The organism is Streptomyces sp. 63XJN7_1_ISO-PGPR-S23-121 (genome assembly GCF_056173025.1).
The window spans coordinates 2,229,387-2,245,264 of sequence record NZ_CM149653.1; the positions used below are offsets into that span (position 1 = coordinate 2,229,387).

14 protein-coding genes are annotated in these 15,878 nt (G+C 74.7%); 3 read left to right on the forward strand and 11 right to left on the reverse strand.

Going from position 1 to position 15,878, the window contains the following annotated elements:
- Positions 1 to 42: 42 nt before the first annotated feature.
- Positions 43 to 861, reverse strand: a complete 819-nt coding sequence (locus AC0VYN_RS09820) for a rhomboid family intramembrane serine protease (RefSeq protein WP_475535642.1) — start codon at positions 859 to 861, stop codon at positions 43 to 45.
- Positions 862 to 994: 133 nt separating this feature from the next.
- Between AC0VYN_RS09820 and AC0VYN_RS09825 the strand changes: the two genes are divergently transcribed.
- On the forward strand, positions 995 to 1,351 hold the full coding sequence (locus tag AC0VYN_RS09825) for a hypothetical protein (protein WP_475535643.1): 357 nt from the start codon (positions 995 to 997) through the stop codon (positions 1,349 to 1,351).
- 5 nt (positions 1,352 to 1,356) lie between these two features.
- Here AC0VYN_RS09825 and AC0VYN_RS09830 read toward each other — a convergent pair whose 3' ends face one another.
- On the reverse strand, positions 1,357 to 2,757 hold the full coding sequence (locus tag AC0VYN_RS09830; RefSeq protein ID WP_475536846.1) for an FAD-dependent oxidoreductase: 1,401 nt from the start codon (positions 2,755 to 2,757) through the stop codon (positions 1,357 to 1,359).
- A gap of 33 nt (positions 2,758 to 2,790) precedes the next feature.
- Positions 2,791 to 3,798, reverse strand: a complete 1,008-nt coding sequence (locus tag AC0VYN_RS09835; protein ID WP_475535644.1) for a DUF4349 domain-containing protein — start codon at positions 3,796 to 3,798, stop codon at positions 2,791 to 2,793.
- Between the two features lie 165 nt (positions 3,799 to 3,963).
- Here AC0VYN_RS09835 and hemG point away from each other — a divergent pair, with 165 nt between their 5' ends.
- Complete coding sequence (gene hemG, locus AC0VYN_RS09840; protein ID WP_475535645.1) at positions 3,964 to 5,442, forward strand: protoporphyrinogen oxidase; 1,479 nt, start codon at positions 3,964 to 3,966, stop codon at positions 5,440 to 5,442.
- Between the two features lie 4 nt (positions 5,443 to 5,446).
- Positions 5,447 to 6,178: a hydrogen peroxide-dependent heme synthase gene (gene hemQ, locus AC0VYN_RS09845; RefSeq protein ID WP_385463630.1), complete on the forward strand. Its 732-nt coding sequence runs from the start codon at positions 5,447 to 5,449 to the stop codon at positions 6,176 to 6,178.
- Positions 6,179 to 6,240: 62 nt separating this feature from the next.
- Here hemQ and AC0VYN_RS09850 read toward each other — a convergent pair whose 3' ends face one another.
- From AC0VYN_RS09850 to AC0VYN_RS09885, 8 genes are all read right to left on the reverse strand, one after another.
- Positions 6,241 to 7,038 carry a TIGR04222 domain-containing membrane protein gene (locus tag AC0VYN_RS09850; protein ID WP_475535646.1) on the reverse strand — a complete coding sequence of 266 codons (798 nt, stop codon included), beginning with the start codon at positions 7,036 to 7,038 and terminating at the stop codon, positions 6,241 to 6,243.
- Between the two features lie 108 nt (positions 7,039 to 7,146).
- Positions 7,147 to 8,460 (reverse strand): MbnB/TglH/ChrH family RiPP precursor modification enzyme, encoded by a 1,314-nt coding sequence (locus AC0VYN_RS09855; RefSeq protein WP_475535647.1) that lies wholly within the window; start codon positions 8,458 to 8,460, stop codon positions 7,147 to 7,149.
- 128 nt (positions 8,461 to 8,588) lie between these two features.
- On the reverse strand, positions 8,589 to 9,308 hold the full coding sequence (locus tag AC0VYN_RS09860) for a peptidyl-tRNA hydrolase (RefSeq protein WP_475535648.1): 720 nt from the start codon (positions 9,306 to 9,308) through the stop codon (positions 8,589 to 8,591).
- 153 nt (positions 9,309 to 9,461) lie between these two features.
- A complete protein-coding gene (locus tag AC0VYN_RS09865) occupies positions 9,462 to 10,328 on the reverse strand; it encodes a polysaccharide deacetylase family protein (RefSeq protein WP_475535649.1) in 867 nt (288 codons plus the stop codon).
- Positions 10,329 to 10,413: 85 nt separating this feature from the next.
- The gene (locus AC0VYN_RS09870) at positions 10,414 to 11,937 is read right to left on the reverse strand and encodes an FAD-dependent oxidoreductase (RefSeq protein WP_475535650.1); all 1,524 of its coding nucleotides are present in this window, start codon (positions 11,935 to 11,937) and stop codon (positions 10,414 to 10,416) included.
- A 55-nt stretch (positions 11,938 to 11,992) separates the two neighbouring features.
- A complete protein-coding gene (locus AC0VYN_RS09875) occupies positions 11,993 to 13,360 on the reverse strand; it encodes a PhoX family protein (protein ID WP_475535651.1) in 1,368 nt (455 codons plus the stop codon).
- Positions 13,361 to 13,460: 100 nt separating this feature from the next.
- A complete protein-coding gene (locus AC0VYN_RS09880; RefSeq protein WP_475535652.1) occupies positions 13,461 to 14,264 on the reverse strand; it encodes a slipin family protein in 804 nt (267 codons plus the stop codon).
- A 132-nt stretch (positions 14,265 to 14,396) separates the two neighbouring features.
- Entirely contained in the window at positions 14,397 to 15,875 is a 1,479-nt protein-coding gene (locus AC0VYN_RS09885; protein WP_475535653.1) for a SulP family inorganic anion transporter, read from the reverse strand.
- Positions 15,876 to 15,878 lie beyond the last annotated feature (3 nt).

Here is a 15,878-nt window from a genome sequence, read left to right on the forward strand (position 1 = left end):
CGTCCGACCCGGAGCATACCCACCCGGCACCCACCGGGTCCGCTACCAGCCCGGCCTGGCCCGTCTGCCGAACAGCGGGCCGCGCGGCTCCGGCGGGGGAGGCGTGCCGGGCCGCAGCGGCCAGGCGAGCAGCATGCCCGCCAGGAAGCCGACGACATGGGCCGCGTACGCCACCGTGCCCGCGTCGGAGACGGCGCCGCCGGACGAGTACACCGCCTGGAGGCCGAACCAGAAGCCCAGCACGATCCAGGCCGGCAGGCGCAGCGGCAGGAAGATCAGGAACGGGACGAGGACCCAGACGCGGGCCTTCGGATACAGCACCAGGTAGGCACCGAGCACCCCGGCGATCGCGCCCGAAGCGCCGATCAGCGGGGCGCGGGAGTCCGCGTCGAGGAGGGCGAAGCCGTAGGTCGCCGCATAGCCGCAGACGCCGTAGAACAGCAGGTACCGCACATGCCCCATGCGGTCCTCGACGTTGTTGCCGAAGATCCACAGGAAGAGCATGTTGCCCAGCAGGTGCAGCCAGCCGCCGTGCAGGAACATCGCCGTCAGGACGCTCAGCTCCGGCGACTTGTCGTAGGACGGCGGGCCGATCACGCACCCCGGCCCCCGCGGGCCCACCCCGGTCTCGCCGGTCGGCACCAGCCGGGGCAGCCGGTGGTGCAGCAGTTCCTGGGGAACCGCCGCGTAGTGGTCCAGGAACGCCTGGAGGTGGCACATCTGCGCGAGACCGCCCCCGCCCGTCACGGACCCGGTCATGCCGGGGGTGAACAGGAAGACGAGCACGTTCGCGACGATGAGGGCGTACGTCACCCAGGGCGTGCGGCGCGCCGGGTTCACGTCATGGACGGGAATGACCACGAGACACTACTGCCCGCCCGGCGGACGGTGAATCGGCGCGCACCCTGAACGCCCCCGTCCGGTCGCGCGTATCTCCTCTCAACCGCCCGCGGCCCGGGAAAGGCGGGCGCGGGGACGACGTGAGGATCAGACGATGGACGAACGGGTCACACCGGTTCCGGCGATGCACGCCCTGCCCGACGGCGAGGCCGAGGTCGCCCTCGTGCTCCGCCTGCCCTGGGAGGACGTCGCCCGGCTGGGCCAGGAGGCCGGGCGGCTGGCCGCGCAGAGGCAACGGCCCGTGACACTGGACGAGGCGGTGAGCCACCGGCTGCGCTCCACCCGCGCCGCCGCGCACGCCAGGCCGGCCGGTGAGCAGCCGCCCGCGGTCACCGCGCCGGCCCCGGCCCCGGCCGCCGTGACCGCCCCGGCGTCCGTGTCGTCGCTGCCCCCGCGGCCCCCGGCCGAGCAGGCGCGGCAGGCCGTCGACCGGATCACCGGCACCGCGTAGCCGCCTCAGCGGTGCTGCTCCACCGCCCTCGCCGTCTTGCGGGCCGCCACCAGCACGGGGTCCCACACCGGGGAGAACGGCGGCGCGTACCCCAGGTCCAGGGCGGTCATCCGTTCCACCGTCATCCCGGCCGTGAGGGCCACCGCGGCGATGTCGACCCGCTTGCCCGCGCCCTCACGGCCGACGATCTGCACACCGAGCAGCCGGCCGGTGCGCCGCTCGGCGAGCATCTTCACCGTCATGGGGGAGGCGCCCGGGTAGTACCCGGCGCGGCTGGTGGACTCCACGGTGGCCGACACGAATCGCAGCCCCACCCGCAGCGCGTCCTTCTCGCGCAGTCCCGTCCGCGCGATCTCCAGGTCGCAGACCTTGCTGACCGCCGTGCCGACCACGCCGGGGAAGGTGGCGTAACCGCCGCCCGCGTTGGTGCCGATGACCTGCCCGTGCTTGTTGGCGTGCGTGCCGAGCGGAATGTGCCGCTCCTGCCCGGAGACCAGGTCGAGGACCTCCACGCAGTCGCCGCCCGCCCAGATGTTCCCGTGCCCGCGCACGCGCATCGCCAGGTCTGTCAGCAGCCCGCCGTGGGCGCCGAGCGGCAGACCGGCCCGGGCGGCGAGCGCGGTCTCGGGCCGCACGCCGATGCCGAGCACCACCACGTCCGCCGGGTACTCGGCGTCCTCGGTGGCCACCGCGCGGACCCGGCCGTCGTCCCCCGTCAGCAGCTTGGTGACCTCGGCGTCGTTCACCATGGTGATGCCGAGGCCCGTCATGGCCTCGTGCACCATCCGGCCCATGTCCGGGTCGAGCGTGGACATCGGCTCCCGGCCGCGGTTGAGGACCGTCACCTCGTAGCCGCGGTTGATGAGCGCCTCGGCCATCTCCACGCCGATGTACCCGGCCCCGACGACCACCGCGTGCCGTCCCCGGGTGCCGGCGAGCGTGTCCAGCAGTGCCTGGCCGTCGTCGAGGGTCTGCACCCCGTGCACGCCGGGCGCGTCGGCCCCCGGCATGTCGGGCCGGATCGGACGGGCGCCGGTCGCGATCACGAGCTTGTCGTACGGCGTCCAGGTCTCCGTGCCCGAATCGACGTCACGCGCGCGCACCCGCCCGCCGTCCACGTCGATCTCCGTCACCTCGGTGCGCATCCGGAGGTCGATGCCGCGCGACCGGTGCTCCTCGGGCGTTCGGGCGATGAGACGGTCCCGTCCGGGGACGTCCCCGCCGACCCAGTAGGGGATGCCGCACGCCGAGTACGAGCTGAAGTGGCCGCGTTCGAACGCCACGATCTCCAGCTCGTCCGGGCCCTTCAGCCGGCGCGCCTGGGACGCCGCGGACATCCCCGCGGCGTCCCCGCCGATCACGACCAGCCGCTCCCGCGCCGGCCGCCCACCGCTCGCACTGCTCATGCTCATGCGAACACGCTACGCGGGCACGGCACTTCAGTCCTGCTCGCCCGTTCCCCCGGCGGGCCTGTTCCCCGGCACCGGCGGGGCCGTCGGCAGCGGTCCGACCGCCGTCGTCACCGGGGGGACCGCGGATCGGCGCGGCAGCCGGGGCCGCACGACCCGCAGCCACAGCAGGACGAGCAGCACCGCCACCGCGGCGAACGGCAGGACGGCGCCGAACACCACGGCCACCCAGCGCAGCATCGCCACGAACGCGTCCCAGCCGCCCGCCAGCGCGTCCATGAACCCGGGATCGTCGTCCTCGGCGGTCTCCTCCTTCGGCGGCGTCTCGGACAGCGAGAGGGTGACGGTGGCCAGGCTGGTGCGGTCCTTCAGGGACGCCTGCCGGGCGAGCAGCGCCTCCAGCTCGGCCTGACGGGAGCTCAGCTCGCCCTCCAGCGTCACCACGTCGCTCAGTCTGGTGGCGCGGTCCATCAGCTCGCGCACCCGCGCCACGCTGGCGCGCTGGGACGCGATGCGGCTCTCCACGTCGACGACCTGGTCGGTGACGTCCTCCGCCTTCGCGTCGCGCTCCAGGAGCTTGCCGGCGCCCTCCAGTTCGGACAGGACGTCCTGGTAGGCGTCGACGGGTACGCGCAGGACGAGCCGGGTGTGCTCGTGGCCGTCCGCGTCCCGGCCGGTGCTCTCGTCGCCGACGTAGCCGCCCGCCTTCTCGGCCGTGGCGCGCGCCCCCTCGAGCGCCTTGGGAACGTCCTTCACCTGGACCGTCAGGGAGGCGGTGCGGATGATGTGGTTCGCGGCGGCGGCCTTCGGCGCCTCCTTCGCGGCGGCGGCCTTCGGCGCCTCCTTCGCCGCGGCGGGCGCCCCGGAGCGGTCCGTGTCCGCCGCGCCCGCCGCGCCCCGCGCCTCGTCGGCCGGGGCGGCGGCCTTGGCGTCGCTCGCGCTGCCGGAGTCGTCGCCGGCACTGCATCCGGTGAGGGCGAGGGCCGCGGCCAGCAGGACGGCGGCCGGAACGGCTCGCAGGGAAGGTGGTGTACGCACAGGGCCCCCCGGGGTCGGTGTGGATCGTTGTTCCTAGGACGTGGCGGGCGGAGCGGACGACGGCGCGGAACGGTCCCGAAGAGGTCACGGTCCGGACTCGCGGACGGGCGTCCCGGCCCCCGGCCTGGCGGTCGCCGGGCCGGCCGGGTCTGAGAGGCTGGGGGCATGTGCGCAAGCGAGATCCCGGCGGGCACGGCACCCGCGGACACGGGGCACGTCGTCGTGATCGGGGCAGGCATCGCCGGACTGGCCGCCGCCCACCGGCTGCTGGAGCGCGGGGCCCGGGTGACCGTGCTGGAGGCCTCGGACCGCGTCGGCGGCAAGCTGCTGCCCGGGGAGATCGCCGGAGTACGCGTCGACCTCGGCGCCGAGTCGATGCTGGCCCGCCGCCCCGAGGCCGTCGGCCTGGCCCGCGCGGCCGGTCTCGCCGACCGCCTCCGGCCGCCGGCCACCGCGTCGGCCTCCCTGTGGACCCGCGGCGCCCTGCGCCCCATGCCCAAGGGCCACGTCATGGGCGTCCCCGGCACCGCCGCCGCCCTGTCCGGTGTGCTGTCGCCGGAGGGCCTGGCCCGCATCGGGCGCGACGCCGATCTGCCCCGCATCGAGGTCGGCGACGACGTGGCGGTGGGCGAGTACGTGGCGGCGCGCCTGGGCCGCGAGGTCGTCGACCGGCTCGTCGAGCCGCTGCTGGGCGGGGTCTACGCGGGCGACGCGTACCGCATCTCGCTGCGCTCGGCCGTTCCCCAGCTCTTCGAGGCCGCCCGCACCCACACCTCCCTGACCGAGGCGGTGCGCGCCCTCCAGGGCCGCACGGCCACCTCCCCGGCGAGCGGCCCGGTGTTCATGGGCATCGCCGGCGGCATCGGCACCCTCCCGCTCGCGGTCGCGGAGTCGGTGCGCGCACGGGGCGGCGAGATCGTCACCGGGGCGCCCGTGACGGAGCTGCGGCGCACCGCCCCGGACGGCTGGCGGATCGTCGCCGGCGACCGGGTGCTGCACGCCGGCGCGGTCGTCGTCGCCGTACCCGCCCGCCCCGCCGCCGAGCTGCTGCGCGCCGAGGCTCCCGCCGCCGCGGCCGAGCTGTCCGCGGTGGAGTACGCCTCCATGGCCCTGATCACCCTCGCCTACCGCCGCGCCGACGCCGCCGTGCTCCCCGAGGGCAGCGGCTTCCTCGTGCCGCCGGTCGACGGGCGCACCATCAAGGCGTCCACCTTCGCCTCCCGCAAGTGGGGCTGGATCGACGACGAGGACCCGGACCTGGTGGTCCTGCGCACCTCCGTCGGCCGGTACGGCGAGACGGAGATCCTAGGCCGCGACGACGACGGGCTCGTCGCCGTGTCCCGGCACGACCTGAAGGAGGCCACCGGCCTGGCCGCCGCGCCAGTCGCCACGCGCGTCACCCGCTGGCAGGACGGCCTGCCCCAGTACCCCGTCGGCCACCACGCCCGCGTGGCCCGGATCCGCGGCCACGTCGCGCAGGTCCCGGGCCTCGCCGTGTGCGGCGCGGCCTACGACGGCGTCGGCATCCCGGCGAGCATCGCGAGCGCCTACGCGGCCGCCGACCAGGTCCGGGGCGACCTGCGGGGTGTGGAGGAGCTCACGGCCCACCCGGTGCAGAGCCTGCACGGCGGAGCGGGAGAATAGGACCATGAGTGACGACGCCTCCACCCCCGCCGCCGAGCGGATCCCCAACAAGGGCAAGCTGGCCAAGGACCTCAACGAGGTCATCCGCTACACCCTCTGGTCCGTCTTCAAGCTCAAGGACACCCTCCCCGAGGACCGTGCCGGGTACGCCGACGAGGTCCAGGAGCTGTTCGACCAGCTCGCCGCCAAGGACGTGACGATCCGCGGCACCTACGACCTGTCAGGTCTGCGTGCCGACGCCGACCTGATGATCTGGTGGCACGCGGAGACCGCCGACCAGCTCCAGGAGGCGTACAACCTCTTCCGCCGCACGAAGCTCGGCCGCGCGCTGGAGCCGGTCTGGTCGAACATGGCGCTGCACCGCCCCGCCGAGTTCAACCGCTCGCACATCCCGGCCTTCCTGGCCGACGAGACGCCGCGGAACTACATCAGCGTCTACCCGTTCGTGCGCTCCTACGACTGGTACCTGCTGCCCGACGAGGACCGCCGCCGCATGCTCGCCGACCACGGCAAGATGGCCCGCGGCTACCCGGACGTGCGGGCCAACACGGTCGCCTCCTTCTCGCTGGGCGACTACGAGTGGATCCTCGCCTTCGAGGCCGACGAACTGCACCGCATCGTCGACCTCATGCGTCACCTGCGCGGCTCCGAGGCCCGCATGCACGTCCGCGAGGAGATCCCCTTCTACACGGGCCGCCGCAAGGACGTCGCGGAGCTGGTGGCCGGGCTGGCCTGACCGGCCGGTGCGGCCGGAGGGCCGGTACGGCGGGCCGCTGCGCGCCGTACCGGCCCTCCGGCTCAGCCCCGCGGCTCCGGGTGCTCCCGGAGGTACTCCTCACGGTGCGCGAAGGCCGCTCGCAGGTCCGGCTCGCCGATGGCGTGGACGCCGCGTACGGCGACGGACGTGAGGTACCCGCGTTCGTCCGCCGCGCCGTCGGCCTCCCGGGCGAGCGTGCCGAGCAGCCGCTGGCCGGCCGGGGAGGCCCAGCGCGAGTACGGGTGGACCTCCATCCGCGCGATCGCCAGGGAACTCAGGGTCAGGACCAGCGGCAGCGCGAACCACAGGGCGATCAGGTGGCGCGGCAGGTCCGAGGGGACGGGCAGCGCCAGCGCGGCGGCGCCCAGCGCGCACACGGTCAGTGCGGCGAGCCGTACCCGCCGGACCCCGGCCGCGATGCTGCGGGCGCCGTCCGGCACGGCGAGGCCCGCGCCGACCAGCCGGTCCGCCAGGCCCCGTACCGCGTCCGCGGTGGCGGCGGCCGCCCGCACCGGCGCTATCCGGGACTGCCCCTGCGGCCCTATGGCCCCGAGGACCGACCGCTCCATCTCGTCCCGGCCGCGCGGGTCGACGACCGTCGCCCAGCCGGTGTGCGCGAGCAGGAGGCGACGCTGGCGCGCCATGGACACCAGCGTCAGTTCGGCGACCCGCCGGGGGCCGCCGGACAGGAACGCCGCCTCGTACAGCGTCAGCGCGTGCGCGTCACCGCCCGCGGTCCCGGTGTCGGTGGCCGCCGCGCGTACGGCGGCCAGGCACAGCCGCGTGCACGCCAGGCCGGCGACGATCCAGGCCGGCAGCAGGAGAAGGACCCAGAGCATGCCGTACTTCTATGCCAAAGTCCTACGCCGGCGCCATGCCCTTTTCACATTCCGGGACGCCGAGTCGCAGGTGAGTGACGTTCCGCTGTCCGATCGGCCGCGGTCCGCTCAGCGGCGCAGCAGCACCCGCCGGGTCGCGCGGGCCCACCGGGCCCCGGCCCGCCGCGGTCGCGGCGCCGGCCCCGACCGGTCCAGCCACCACTCCCGCAACTCCCGCCGCGCGTAGGCGTCCTGAGGCCGGCCGTCCCCCAGGAGCCGCCCGGCGAACTCCAGCGCGTCCCGCCGGTACCCCCCGGTCATCGGATGCCCCTGGGCGTACGACAGGAAGAGGGGCCGGTACGACGCGCCGAGGATCACCGGCAGTTCCGGCGCGACCTTCGCGACGACGTCCGCCCGCTTCCCGGCCAGCGCCCGCGCCTGCACGCCGAGCCGCACCCGGTCGAACCCCTCGGGCACGGGAGTGCCGGCGACCAGCGCGGACAGCAACGCGGCCTGGGCGAGGGCGAGACGCTGACGGACGGAGCCGGGGACGGCCGGCTCCGCCTCGGCCCGCGACGCGGAAGCCGTGCCGGTGGGCACCGGGCCGGGCGCCTCCGCCCGGCCCTCGTCCACCGCCGACCGGATCGCCTCGACCTCGCCCCGCAGCTCGGCCTCCCCGGGGAAGTTCTCGTCGCGCTCCAGCAGCACTCCCGGCGGCGCCACGCGTGAGGCGAGGTCGGTCAGGATGTCGAGCACCGGCCGCGGCACGGGGTGGGCGTGGCTGTCGTGCCAGACGCCGTCGCGCTCGAAGCCGCCCGCGACATGGACGTAGGCGATGGCCTCCAGCGGCAGTTCGCGCAGCGCCTCGGCCGGGTCCTCGCCCCGGTTGACGTGGTTGGTGTACAGGTTCGCCACGTCGATGAGCAGTCGCACCCCGGTCCGGTCGGCCAGCTCGTAGAGGAACTGTCCCTCCGTCATCTCCTCGCCCGGCCAGGAGATCAGCGCGGCGATGTTCTCGACGGCGAGCGGGACCGGCAGCGCGTCCTGGGCGACGCGTACGTTCTCGCACAGCACGTCGAGGGCGTCGCGGGTGCGGGGCACCGGCAGCAGGTGCCCCGCCTCCAGGAGCGGGGAGGCGGACAGCGGCCCGCCGGCCCGGACGAACGCGATGTGCTCGGTGACGAGCGGGGAGCCCAGCACCTCCGCCCGTTCGGCCAGCGCCGCCAGCCTGCCCGGGTCGGGCCGCCCGGCGCCCCCGAGGCCGAGCGAGACGCCGTGCGGCACGACGGTGACGCCCCGCTCGCGCAGCCGCAGCAGGGATTCCGGCAGGTGGCCGGGGCACAGGTTCTCGGCCACGGCCTCGACCCAGTCGATGCCCGGCATGCGCTCCACGACGTCCGCGAGCTCCGGCCGCCATCCGATGCCGGTCCCCAGTCGCTCCATGGTCCGTCCCCTCCCCCTCGGTTCGACGGGGATATGGCCCGGGGAGTCCGGCCCGAACCGCGGGGCGGGCATCTTCAGAGCAACATCTGAGGTTCGCGGCCCCGGCGTGCGCGTCCGCGGGGGGAGGCCTACCGCAGCGCCGGGTGGTCCGCCACCACCGTGCACGAGCCCGGCGCGATCTCCGTGAACCCGGCGTCGCGGACCACCGGCAGGCCGCTCACGGTGAGGGCGTCCCAGCGGTCCGGGTCCGCGGTGCGCACCGCCAGCGGGAAGCCCGCGTCGCGCCAGGCGGCCCGCTCCGCGTCGTCCAGCTCCCACCAGGCGAGCTGGGCGCCGTGGCCGGCCTGGGCCATCGCCTTGCCGGCCGACATGCCGAGGTCCGGGTTCAGCCACAGGACGGGGGCCGAGGGGCCGGCGCCGGCCGGGGGCTCCGGGTCGTCGAGGTCGGTGCCGGACACCTGGAGGCGGGCCAGGTCCTTGGGCCAGCCGTCCAGCGGGACCGGCGGGAAGACCCGCACCTCGGCCGCCTTCCCGGTCACCGTGATGCCGGGCAGCGCCTCGGCCCGCCGCCACTCGGCGCCGCGCGCCCGCCGCACCACCTTGCGGATGCGGGCGTCCTGCCAGTCGCGTACGGCCTGCGCCCACGCGCCGTCGCCGGCCGACCGCTCGTCGGCGAGCATCACCAGCACCGCGCGGGCCGCGGTCTCCAGGGCGTCCGTACGGGCCGGCGGCGCCGCCCGCTCGATACGGACGACCAGCGGCAGGACGAACTGCGGTGCGAGGTCGCGGTCGCCGGGCTCGGGACGGAAGGGGCTGTCGGGGACGGGTGTCGTCGGCTCATTGCTCACGCCCCCAGTCTGCCAAGACGCCCGCGCGGGAGCGGACGGCCCCCGTGCGGTCACCCGGAGCAGGCGGTCCGCCGGGCCCTCCCGCCACTCGCACCGCGGGCAGAGGGTGCTCCCCTCGTCCTCGTCGCTGCTCGTGACTCCGGCGCAGGACGGTCAGCGCCGTCCGTTCGCGGCGCCGATCAGCTCGGACACCTTCACGAAGCGGTAGCCCCGCTCGCGCAGTTCCGGCACGACCGCGCGCACCGCCCGCTCGGTCACGGGCGCGGCGCTGCGGGTGCAGTGCATGACGACCACCGAACCGGGCCGCACGCCGTCCAGCACCTGCCGGGCCACCGCGTCGGCGTCCGTCGCGAACGCGTCCCCGCTCACCACGTCCCACTGCACGGCCGTGACGCCGGCGGGGGTCAGTTCCTCGAGGGCGACCCTGTCGTAGCAGCCGCCGGGGAAGCGGAAGTAGGGCATCGGGTTCCGCACCCCGGCCTTCCCGAACGCCGTGTACGCACGCTCCACGTCCGACCGCATCCGCTCCCGGGACACGGTCGGCAGGCCGTAGCAGTCGTCCGTGTAGGCGTAGTGGCTGTAGGAGTGGTTGGCGATCTCGAACTGCGGGTCCAGACCGATCGAGCGGGCCTCGTCCGGGTACTCCTCGGCCCACCGCCCGGTCATGAACACCGTGGCCGGCACCCTCAGCCTCCGCAGGGTCGCGATGAGCAGGGGGTTGTCGAAGCGTTCGCCCGCCGCCGCCCGGGGGCCCTCGTCCGCGGTCATGTCGGCGTCGAAGGTGAGGGCGACCGTCCGGCCGCCGGCCCGCGGCCCGTGCTCGAAGACGGGGGTGAGGCCCGCCGGACCGGGGGCGAGGGTCGGCGGCCGGGAGGGGGCGGCCTTCGAGGGGCCGGCGGAGGAGGCGGACGCCGCGGGGCGGGGGGCCCGCCCGGCCTCCGTGCCCCCGCAGGCGGCGAGCGCGGCGCAGGCGGCGGCAGCGGCGCACAGTGCGGTGGTGCGTCGTACGAGAGTCATCACCGCACGAACGTATGAGTATGTTGTTCGGTTTGTACGACTATGTGTCGTGTCGGGCCCGAGGGGTCACCCTCCCGGGTCAGACGGGTCAGATGTCCCGCCGCTCCAGCGGCTTGGTCGCCGGGCCCTGGATCACCGTGCCGTCCGTGCCGAAGCGCGAGCCGTGGCAGGGGCACTCCCAGGCGCGCTCCGCCGCGTTGAAGTTCACCAGGCAGCCCAGGTGGGTGCAGCGCGGCGAGAGGGCGTGCAGCGCGCCCGCCTCGTCCCGGTAGACCGCGAGCCGGTCGCCGCCGGCCCGGACCACGGCGCCCTCACCCGGCGGCAGCGCGTCCACCGGCGGCGCGGGACGCAGCCGGTCGCCGACGAAGTGCCGGGCGACCTCGGCCTGCGTCCTGAGGAAGGACGGCGCCTCGCGCACCGCCGTGCGCAGCCGGCGCGGGTCGTACAGCCCGCTCCACGCGCACTCCTCGCCGGTGATCTGCGCGGTCAGCAGCCGGCCCGCCATCATGCCGCCGCTCAGCCCCCAGCCGCCGAAGCCGGTCGCGACGTACGCGTGGCGCGCACCCTGGTGCAGCGGGCCCACCATCGGCACGGTGTCCGTCGGGTCGATGTCCTGGGTGGCCCAGGAGTAGGTGAGGTCGACGCCCGGGAAGTGCTCGACGGCCCAGGCGGACAGGCGCTCGAAGCGTTCCCGGGTGTCGCCGGTGCCGGGCGTGAAGTGCTCCCCGGTGACGATCAGCAGCCGGCGGCCCGCCTCGTCCAGCGGCGCCGTACGCACGGAGCGGGTGTTCTCCTCCGGCGTGATGTACATGCCGTCCACGTCGCGGTCCGCCTCGATGCTCCCGGCCACGACCAGCTCGCGGCGCGGGGAGAGCCGGGCGAACAGCAGCGCCCGGTCGAAGACCGGGTAGTGGGTGGCGACCACGACGTCCCGCGCGGTGACCGTCGCTCCCGTGCCGGTCGACACGCGGCACGGCTCGCCCTCGTCCAGGCCGTGGACGGTGGTGTTCTCGAAGATCCGCCCACCGCGCGCCTCGAGATCCCCGGCGAGGGCCAGCAGGTACTTGCGCGGGTGGAACTGGGCCTGCCCGGTCACCCGGACGGCGCCCGCCACCGGGAAGGGCAGCCCGGTCTCCGTCACGAAGGACGCCGGCAGCCCCGCCTCCTTCGCGGCGGACGCCTCGGCCCGCAGCTCGTCCACGCGGCCCGCGTCGCGGACGTACGTGTACGCGTCCCGGGTCTCCCAGTCGCAGTCGATGCCCAGTTCGGCGGCCACCTCGGCGGCGTGCTCGATCGCCTCGGTCTGCGAACGGGCGTACAGACGGGCGCCGTCGGGGCCCCGGGTGCGGCGCAGCCTGTCGTAGACCAGCGAGTGCTGGGCGGTCAGCTTGGCGCTGGTGCGGCCGGTGACGCCGGCCGCGATCCGCCCCGCCTCCAGCACGGCCACGCTGCGCCCGGCCCGGGCCAGTTCCCAGGCGGTGCTCAGTCCGGCGACGCCCGCGCCGATCACGGCCACGTCGACGCGGAGGTCGTCGGCCAGGGCGGGGCGCGGCGCACCGCCCGGTGCCGTCCGAAGCCAGTACGAGCCGTCGGCCTGCGCTTTCTCCGTCATACGGCCCCGTGTACCCCGTCGCCGCGGCTTCAGTGACCAGGCGGTGCGCCCCCGGCTACCCGCGCCAGGGGCCGGTCACCGCGAAGGTCGTCCCCGGGGTGTAGCAGTTGACGTACATGGTGTCGCCGTCGGGCGAGAAGGTGACACCGGCGAACTCGCCCCACTCGGGCTCCTCCGCCGTACCGATGTTCTGCCGGCCGCGGGCCATCGCGTACACCTCGCCGCGCCGGGTCACGCCGAACACGTGCTGGGCGCCGTTGCCGTCCTCGCAGACCATGAGGCCGCCGCTGGGCGCCAGGCAGATGTTGTCCGGGGACTCGCCGGGGAGCTGGACGTCGGTGTCCGGACCGAAGACGATCACCAGGGTCAGACGGCGCCGGTCCGGGTCGTACCGCCAGATCTGGCCGTAGTGGTCGGCCGCCGACCCCTCGGAGCTGTGGGCGAAGGACGACACGAAGTACACGCAGCGCCCGCCCCAGTAGCAGCCCTCCAGTTTCTGCGCGTGGGTGATGCCGCCCCGGCCGAAGTCCTGGAAGCGGATGGGCGTCCCGGCGGCCAGCGGGTCGGGTACGTCGACCCACTGGACGCCGTCGAACTCGGCGCCCGTCTCCTGGATCGAGGACAGGTCGGGCACGCCGGGCACGCGCATCGCCTGGAGCCGGCCGCCCGCCCGCAGCGAGCCCGTGCCGCCCAGCGGCTTCTCGGGCAGGAAGCGGTAGAAGAGCCCGAAGGGCCGGTCGAAGGCGTCCTCCGTCTCGTACACGACGCCCCGCCGCGGGTCCACGGCGATCGCCTCGTGCTGGAAGCGGCCCATCGCGGTCAGCGGCACCGCGCCGGTGCGGTGCGGGTCGGCCGGGTCGACCTCGAAGATGAAGCCGTGGTCCTTCGTGTAGCCGCTGGTGCCCGCCTTGTCCTCGGTCTCCTCGCAGGTCAGCCAGGTGTTCCAGGGCGTGGGCCCGCCCGCGCAGTTGACGGCCGTGCCGGCGATCGCCACCCGCTCGGACAGGACGCGGTTGCGGGAGTCCAGGGTGAGCGCCGTACAGCCGCCCTTGCCCGCCGGGTCGTACGTCAGTCCCTCGACCGTGGGGACGGGGATCCTGCCATTGGCGCGGTTCTCGTGGTTGCGGACCAGGTGGGTGCGGCCGTGCGCGCCCCGGAAGGCGGACATGCCGTCGTGGTTGGACGGGACCGGGCCCTCGCCGGAGCGCAGCCGGTCGCCCTCGCGGGACAGGACCTGGTAGCGGAAACCTTTCGGCAGGTCGAGCAGACCGTCCGGGTCGGGGACCAGGGGGCCGTAGCCGGAGCGGCCCGGGGGCTGAGCGGCGGCGGTGCCCGCGAAGAGTTCGGAGAGGGCTCCGGTGAAGGCGATGCCGGCTCCGAGCGCTCCGGAGCGGGCGAGTACCTGACGTCGTGTTGCGGACATGGGGCGACCTTCCTGCTGGCGGACAGGACTGTGACCCCGCCGTGTCTATCACTTGAACAGGAGTCCCGGGAACCACGCGTGTCGCACGTGTCACCGGTCGTCACCGCTCCACGGGTCGCTCCACGGGCCTCTCGACGGGCCGGTCCTGGGCGGCCCTCTCCAGGAACCGCAGCAGTTCCACCGGGAAGGGCAGCACCAGCGTCGAGTTCTTCTCCGCGGCGACGGCCACCACCGTCTGGAGCAGGCGCAGTTGCAGGGCGGAGGGCTGCTCGGACATCTGCTCCGCCGCCTCGGCGAGCTTCTTCGACGCCTGGAGTTCCGCGTCGGCGTTGATGATCCGGGCCCGCCGCTCCCGGTCCGCCTCGGCCTGCCGCGCCATCGACCGCTTCATCGTGTCGGGCAGGGAGACGTCCTTGATCTCGACCCGGTCGATCTGCACGCCCCAGCCGACCGCGGGGCTGTCGATCATCAGCTCCAGCCCCTGGTTGAGTTTCTCCCGGTCGGAGAGCAGGTCGTCCAGCTCGCTCTTGCCGATGATGGACCGCAGCGAGGTCTGCGCCATCTGGGAGACGGCGAACCGGTAGTCCTCGACCTTGACGAGGGCGCTGGCCGCGTCGACCACCTTGAAGTAGACGACGGCGTCGACCCGCACGGTCACGTTGTCGCGGGTGATGCCCTCCTGGGCCGGCACCGGCAGCGTGACGATCTGCAGGTTCACCTTGTGCAGCCGGTCCACGAACGGGACCACCATGGTGAACCCGGGCGAGCGCACGTCCCCCGCCAGCCGCCCGAGCCGGAAGACCACCCCGCGCTCGTACTGCTTGACGACCCGCGCCGCCGAGACGACGTACAGGACACCGGCGCTTCCGACGGCGGCCACCGCGGTCAACAGCTCCTGGAGCATGACGGCCTCCTTGCCCAGAGGTCCGGTTCATCCCTTCCTGTAACGATAGGCCCGGTGCCCGGTCCGCGGCCATGCCTGCGGGCACGACCGGGACGGGCACCGGGGGAGCGCCGGGCGGGCACCCGGTGCGGGTTACGCCCCGGCCCGGGCCGGTTTCGTGACCTTCACCGGGTCCGTGCCGGTCGCGCTGTGCCGCTCGGCCCAGTTCTCCAGCGCGGTGCGGCAGGCGTGGTCGAGGTGGTGCAGCCCGGACAGGTCCAGTTCGACCGGGCGGTCCTGCGGGAGTGCCTCCAGGCTCTCCAGGAGTTTCGGCAGCCGCAGGAAGGTCGCGTTCCCCGACAGATGCGCCTGGACGGGGCCCGCGCCCTTGTCGACGATCTCCAGCTTGAGGTGCGAGGCCTCCCACGCGGTCTTGGCCACGGACAGGGCCAGGCCGATCAGCACGCCCTCGAACATGTTCACCGCGACGATCGACACGGCCGTGACGACCAGGATGAGCGCCTCGCCGCGGTGCCCGCGCCACAGCGACACGATGCCGCGGAACGGGATCAGCTTCCAGCCCGCGTGCACCAGGATGCCGGCCAGCGCGGGCAGCGGGATCAGCGCCAGCGCGGACGGCAGCAGCGCGGCGAACAGCAGCAGCCACACGCCGTGCAGCACCCGGGACGCCTTGGTCCGGGCGCCCGCGCCGACGTTGGCGGAACTGCGCACGATGACCGCGGTCATCGGCAGCGCGCCGAGCAGGCCGCACACCGAGTTGCCCGCGCCCTGCGCCATCAGTTCCTTGTCGTACTCGGTGCGCGGGCCGTTGTGCAGCCGGTCCACCGCGGCGGCGCTGAACAGGCTCTCCGCCGAGGCGATCAGGGTGAAGGCGACGATCGTGCCGAGGAGGCCCACGTCCGCCAGCCCGCCGAAGGCGTCGGCGCCGGGCGGCTGGACGGAGTCCAGCAGGCCGCTCACCTCGACCGTCGCGACCGGCAGACCGGACGCCGCGGTGACCGCGGTGGCCAGGACGACGGCCGCCAGCGCGCCCGGCACGGCCCGCGCCCGCTCCGGCAGCCGCTTCCACAGCACCATCACCGCGACGGTGCCGGCGCCGAGCGCCAGCGAGGTGAGCGCCTCGGTGCTGCCCAGCACGTCGGCGGCGGCCCCGGGCAGCCCGGCGATCTTGCCGAGGCCGGAGGCGGGCGCCTCCAGCCCGGCCGCCGAGTAGAGCTGGCCGGCGATGAGCACGAGGCCGATGCCGGCCAGCATGCCCTCGACGACCGACAGGGAGATCGCCCGGAACCAGCGCCCCAGCCCGAGGGCGCCCATCGCGAGCTGGAGCACTCCGGTGGCCAGCACGATCACGCCGAGCGCGGGCAGTCCGTAGGTGTCGACCGCGCCGAGGACCAGCACGGTCAGACCGGCGGCCGGGCCCGAGACCTGGAGGCTGCTGCCCGGCAGGAATCCGGTGACCAGGCCGCCCACGATCCCGGTGACGAGGCCGAGTTCGGCCGGGACGCCGGAGGCGACGGCGACGCCCACGCACAGCGGGAGGGCGACCAGGAACACGACGAGCGAGGCGGTGAGGTCCTGCCGCCAGTGCGGGAACCTGGATATCGCGTTCACGGC